Source organism: Azospirillum sp. B4 (assembly GCF_000333275.1).
In the GTDB taxonomy this organism is placed as follows: domain Bacteria; phylum Pseudomonadota; class Alphaproteobacteria; order Azospirillales; family Azospirillaceae; genus Nitrospirillum.
The window spans coordinates 1-5,162 of sequence record NZ_BACU01000700.1 but is presented as its reverse complement, the minus strand read 5'-3'; the positions used below and the strand labels follow the sequence as shown (position 1 = coordinate 5,162).

6 protein-coding genes and 1 pseudogene are annotated in these 5,162 nt (G+C 68.9%); all 7 read left to right on the top strand.

The features are described from left to right. Positions 1 to 518, top strand: a pseudogene (locus I55_RS31435) (YmdB family metallophosphoesterase); the annotation flags it as partial. A 313-nt stretch (positions 519 to 831) separates the two neighbouring features. Continuing rightward, on the top strand, positions 832 to 1,581 hold the full coding sequence (locus I55_RS31430; protein ID WP_044564675.1) for a YebC/PmpR family DNA-binding transcriptional regulator: 750 nt from the start codon (positions 832 to 834) through the stop codon (positions 1,579 to 1,581). Positions 1,582 to 1,608: 27 nt separating this feature from the next. After that, positions 1,609 to 2,133, top strand: a complete 525-nt coding sequence (gene ruvC, locus I55_RS31425; protein WP_085940158.1) for a crossover junction endodeoxyribonuclease RuvC — start codon at positions 1,609 to 1,611, stop codon at positions 2,131 to 2,133. After that, positions 2,130 to 2,756, top strand: coding sequence for a Holliday junction branch migration protein RuvA (gene ruvA / locus I55_RS31420; protein ID WP_044564674.1), 627 nt, complete (start codon positions 2,130 to 2,132; stop codon positions 2,754 to 2,756). Before ruvC ends, ruvA begins: the two co-directional genes overlap by 4 nt. Next, positions 2,753 to 3,835 (top strand): Holliday junction branch migration DNA helicase RuvB, encoded by a 1,083-nt coding sequence (ruvB, locus tag I55_RS31415; protein WP_044564673.1) that lies wholly within the window; start codon positions 2,753 to 2,755, stop codon positions 3,833 to 3,835. The genes ruvA and ruvB overlap by 4 nt, the downstream gene beginning before the upstream one ends. Next, a complete protein-coding gene (locus I55_RS31410; protein ID WP_044564672.1) occupies positions 3,828 to 4,367 on the top strand; it encodes a YbgC/FadM family acyl-CoA thioesterase in 540 nt (179 codons plus the stop codon). The genes ruvB and I55_RS31410 overlap by 8 nt, the downstream gene beginning before the upstream one ends. 8 nt (positions 4,368 to 4,375) lie before the next feature. Next, positions 4,376 to 5,104, top strand: a complete 729-nt coding sequence (tolQ, locus tag I55_RS31405; protein WP_044564671.1) for a protein TolQ — start codon at positions 4,376 to 4,378, stop codon at positions 5,102 to 5,104. Positions 5,105 to 5,162: the final 58 nt, after the last annotated feature.

The following is a 5,162-nucleotide window of genomic DNA, read 5'->3' as shown; positions in this document are numbered from 1 at the left end:
ACCCGGGATGGCCGGCGCAAGGTGCTGTGGTTCAACGTCATGGCCCGCTTGTTCATGGACGCGCTGGACGACCCCTTCGNCGCGGTGGAGAAGGTGCTGCGCACCTATCGCTTGGCCCCAACGCGGCGGACGCCATCGTCATCGACGTGCATGGCGAGGCCTCGTCGGAGAAGATGGCCATGGGTCATTTCTGCGACGGCCGCGTCACCCTGGTGGTGGGCACCCACACCCATACCCCCACCGCCGACACCCAGATCCTGAACGGCCGCACCGCCTATCAGACGGACGCCGGCATGTGCGGCGACTATGACAGCGTCATCGGCATGAAGAAGGAGGCGGCGGTGCTGCGCCTGACGCGCAAGCTGCCGACCGACCGCCTGACCCCGGCGGAGAACGACGCCACGGTCAGCGTTTGCGGCGTGTTCGTGGAGACGGACGACCGCACCGGCCTGGCCGTGCGGGCCGAGGCGGTGCGCGTGGGCGGCCGCCTGTCGCAGTCCATCCCTGTCCTGGCCTGACACTAGCGCCGCCCCGGGGGGGGCGCCACCAGGGGGCGCCGCCAGGATCCGACTCGTGCGGATGCAGGGCGGGCCCGCTGGCGGCGCGGGGAATATTTGAGGGGTGTTTCCGGGGAGAGTTGCAGAAACCTCCTTGGCGCCATTGCCGGAATTCCGCCATAAAGCCGCCGTAACCCGGACGGAAACGGTCCTGTGACTAGCCTGTGGCAAGCTTAACGCCTAGGCCTGTCCGCGAACGTGCCTGGTGCCACAACATGTGGTACAAGCTGCCCGGATATACCCCCGCTCAACCCCATATAGAGTTCAGGGTCCCATGGCTGGACATTCACAGTTCAAGAACATCATGCACCGCAAGGGCGCCCAGGACGTCAAGCGGTCCAAGCTGTTCAACAAGCTTGCCCGTGAAATCACCGTGGCGGCCAAGGCGGGCCTGCCCGACCCGGGCCACAACCCGCGCCTGCGCGCCGCCATCCAGGCCGCCCGTGTGCAGAACATGCCGCGCGACCGCATCGACCGCGCCATCAAGCAGGGCACGCCCGGCGCCGGCGACGACACCAACTATGATGAGGTGCGGTACGAGGGCTACGGCCCCGGCGGTGTCGCCCTGATCGTCGAGGCGCTGACCGACAACCGCAACCGCACCGCCTCGGAAGTGCGCTCCGCCTTCTCCAAACACGGCGGCACGCTGGGCGAGACCAACTCGGTCAGCTTCATGTTCAACCGCATCGGCCTGATCACCTATCCGGTCACCGTGGGCGATGCCGACACCGTGCTGGAGGCCGCCATCGAGGCCGGCGCCGACGATGTCAGCAGTGACGAGGGCGGCCACTCCATCATCACCGGCGTCGATAGCCTGGGTGAGGTGCGCGACGCGCTGGAAGCCAAGTTCGGCGCGCCGGAAGGCGCCAAGCTGACCTGGCAGCCGCTGAACACCGTCGCGCCATCGGAAGATGCGGCGCAGAGCCTGCTGAAGCTGCTGGACGTGCTGGACGACAGCGACGACGTGCAGAACGTCATCGGCAATTTCGAGCTGTCGCCGGAACTGCTGGAGAAGCTGGGCTAAGGCGGCGAGGGAAGGGGGACGGCGGCCATGGGGGATCGGTCGATCCGCGTGCTGGGCCTTGATCCGGGCTTGCGCAACATGGGCTGGGGCGTCATCGACGTTTCCGGCAACCGGTTGACGCATGTCGCCGACGGGGTCGTGCATTCCGACGATCGGGACGATCTGGCCCGCCGTCTCGTCACCCTCTACGAGGGGCTGCAGGACGTCATCCGGACCTGGACGCCGGATGAGGCCGCGGTGGAAGAGACCTTCGTCAACAAGAACCCCGTCTCCACGCTGAAGCTGGGCCAGGCGCGGGGCATCGCGCTGCTGGCCCCGGCGCGGGAAGGGCTGCCCGTGTCCGAATACCCGCCCAACCTGGTGAAGAAGTCGGTGGTGGGCGCCGGCCACGCCGACAAGACGCAGGTGCAGGCCATGGTGCGCATGCTGCTGCCGGGCTTCCAGCTGTCCAAGGCCGATGCCGCCGACGCCCTGGCCGTCGCCATCTGCCACGCCCACCACAGCCAGACCCGGCGCCTTGTGGGCGGCATCATGGCGGGGGCCGCACGATGATCGCCAAACTCAAAGGTCTTCTCGATAGCACCGGCCTGGATTGGGCCATCATCGACGTGGGCGGGGTGGGATATCTCGTCTCCGCCTCCTCTCGCACCTTGCGCCGGCTGGGTGGCACGGGGGAGGCTGTCTCGGTCCTGACCGAGATGTGGGTTTCGGAAGACAAGATGCAGTTGTTCGCCTTCGCCGACGTGGCGGAGCGGGACTGGTTCCGCCTGCTGACCACGGTGCAGGGGGTGGGGGCCCGTGTGGCCCTGGCCGTCCTGTCCGTGCTGTCGCCGGAGCAGATCGCCCAGGCCTTGATGGCCCAGGACAAGGCGGCGCTGACCCAGGCCGACGGCGTGGGACCCAAGCTGGCCACCCGCATGATCAGCGAGCTGAAGGACAAGGTGCCGGCCCTGGCACTGGCCCCCACCGCCGCCGGCACGCCCGCCGGCAAGACGGACGCGGCCGTGGTTCCCGCCGCCAACGGCGCCGTGGCCGACGCCGTCTCCGCCCTGGTCAACCTGGGTTACAGGCGGCTGGAGGCGTTCGCCGCCGTCACCGCCTGCGCGGCGCGCCTGGGTCCCGAGGCTGGCGTGTCGGAACTGATTCGCGCCGGGCTTAAGGAATTGAGCGCATGAGCGGCGGCCCGGAATCGGATCGCCTGGTCAGTCGCGAACGCGCCGCCGGCGATGGGCCGGACGTGTCGCTGCGCCCCCTGTCGCTGGCTGACTTCACCGGCCAGAAGCAGGTTCGCGAGAATCTGTCCATCTTCATCCAGGCGGCCCGGTCGCGGGCGGAGTCGCTGGACCACGTGCTGCTGTTCGGGCCGCCCGGCCTGGGCAAGACCACCCTGGCCCAGATCGTGGCCAAGGAGATGGGGGCGGGCTTCCGCGCCACCTCCGGTCCCGTCATCGCCAAGGCGGGCGACCTGGCGGCGCTGCTGACCAACCTGCAGCCGCACGACGTGCTGTTCATCGATGAGATCCACCGCCTGTCGCCGGCGGTGGAGGAAATCCTCTATCCCGCGATGGAGGACTTCCACCTGGATCTCATCATTGGCGAGGGGCCGGCCGCGCGTTCCGTCCGCATCGACCTGCCGCCCTTCACCCTGGTGGGCGCCACCACCCGCTCCGGCCTGATCACCCGGCCGTTGCGGGAGCGTTTCGGCATTCCGCTGCGCATGCAGTTCTATGAGCCGGAGGAGTTGCAGCTGATCGTCAGCCGCGCCGCCCGCCTGCTGGACATGGTGCTGCTGCCGGAGGGCGCGCTGGAGATCGCGCGCCGCTCGCGCGGCACGCCGCGCGTGGCCGGCCGCCTGCTGCGGCGGGTGCGCGATTTCGCCGCCGTGGCCGGCGCGGAGGTGATCGACGCTCGCGCGGCCGACATCGCGCTGACCCGGCTGGAGGTGGATCGGCTGGGCTTCGACGCCATGGATCACCGCTACCTCAACTGCATCGCCAACAACTACGGCGGTGGCCCGGTCGGGGTGGAGACGCTGGCGGCGGCGCTGTCGGAACAGCGCGACGTGCTGGAAGAAGTGATCGAGCCCTACCTGATCCAACAGGGGCTGTTGCAGCGCACCCCGCGCGGCCGGCTCCTGACCGACATGGGATATCGCCACCTGGGCTTGCCCGTCCCGGCCGTCACCCCGGCGCGCCAGCTGGACCTGCTGGGGGACGTGGAAGGGGCGGACGCGGAGGAGGGGCCCGATGTCTGAGGCCCTGAACCTGTCGGGCCACCTGGTGGGCGACATCCACCATTTCCCCGTCCGTGTCTATTACGAGGACACGGACGCCGGCGGGATCGTCTACCACGCCAATTATCTGCGCTACGCCGAACGGGCGCGGACGGAGATGCTGCGGGTGCTGGGTGTGCCGCATGCCGAGCAGGTGGCGGCGACCGGCGTCGCCTTCGCCGTGCGCCGCTGCACCATGGATTTCCTGGCCCCGGCCCGGTTGGAGAACACGCTGGTGGTGCGAAGCCGCATCACCGGGGTGACCGGTGCCACGATTTTGGCCGAGCAGACCATATACCGGCCACAAAGTGGTGGCATCGTGCCGCCCGGCGCGGCCGGAAGGGAAGACCAGGTCCTGGTCCGGTTAAGCCTGAAACTGGCCTGCATCAACGCCCAAGGCCGGGCGGTGCGGGTCCCAACGCCGGTGGCGCAGGCCTTCGCCCGATTGGGCTTGGGTGGTGCCGGCGGCGAAAAGATCAATTCGAAGGGTGACGGCGCGCCGTCAGAAGAGTGAGAGTGGCGATGCAGCATCAGATCATGAATTTCGTGGCCCTGGGCGCCAACCCGGCGGCCGACCTGTCGGCCCTCAGCCTGTTCATGACCGCCAACTGGCTGGTCAAGGCCATCATGCTGGGGCTGCTGGCGGCCTCCGTCTGGGTGTGGGCCATCATCTTCGACAAGTCGATCAAGCTGCGCCGCATGAAGGCCGCCGCCGCCGATTTCGAGGAGCAGTTCTGGTCCGGCGGTTCGCTGGACCAGCTCTATGAAGAGGTGGGCAAGGCCCCCGGCGATCCGCTGTCCGCCACCTTCGCCGCCGGCATGCGCGAATGGCGCCACGCCAACGAGCGCGGGCTGACCTCCTCCGGCGCCATGCGGGCCAACCTGGCCCAGCGTATCGAGCGCGTGATGTCCGTGACCGTCAGCCGCGAGATGGCGCAGACCGAGCGCTACATCACCGTGCTGGCCACCGTCGGTTCCAACGCCCCCTTCGTCGGCCTGCTGGGCACCGTCTGGGGCATCATGCACAGCTTCACCAGCATCGCCGCCGCCGGCAACACCAGCCTGGCGGTCGTCGCCCCCTCCATCGCCGAGGCGCTGTTCGCCACGGCGCTGGGCCTGGTGGCGGCCATCCCGGCCAGCATCGCCTACAACAAGTTCTCCTCCGACATCGCCCGCTTCGGCGACCGGCTGGACTCGTTCGTGACGGAATTCAGCGCCATCCTGCAACGCCACCTGGAAGAGCGGGGCTGACATGGGCGCGTCGCTGTCGGGAAAGCAGTCCACCGGCCGGGGCCGCCGCCGCGCGCGC

Excerpts from the sequence above, each read along its gene's own strand:
- I55_RS31430 (WP_044564675.1), top strand. The coding sequence starts at position 832 with ATGGCTGGACATTCACAGTTCAAGAACATCATGCACCGCAAGGGCGCC.
- ruvC (WP_085940158.1), top strand. The coding sequence starts at position 1,609 with ATGGGGGATCGGTCGATCCGCGTGCTGGGCCTTGATCCGGGCTTGCGC.
- ruvA (WP_044564674.1), top strand. The coding sequence starts at position 2,130 with ATGATCGCCAAACTCAAAGGTCTTCTCGATAGCACCGGCCTGGATTGG.
- ruvB (WP_044564673.1), top strand. The coding sequence starts at position 2,753 with ATGAGCGGCGGCCCGGAATCGGATCGCCTGGTCAGTCGCGAACGCGCC.
- I55_RS31410 (WP_044564672.1), top strand. The coding sequence starts at position 3,828 with ATGTCTGAGGCCCTGAACCTGTCGGGCCACCTGGTGGGCGACATCCAC.
- tolQ (WP_044564671.1), top strand. The coding sequence starts at position 4,376 with ATGCAGCATCAGATCATGAATTTCGTGGCCCTGGGCGCCAACCCGGCG.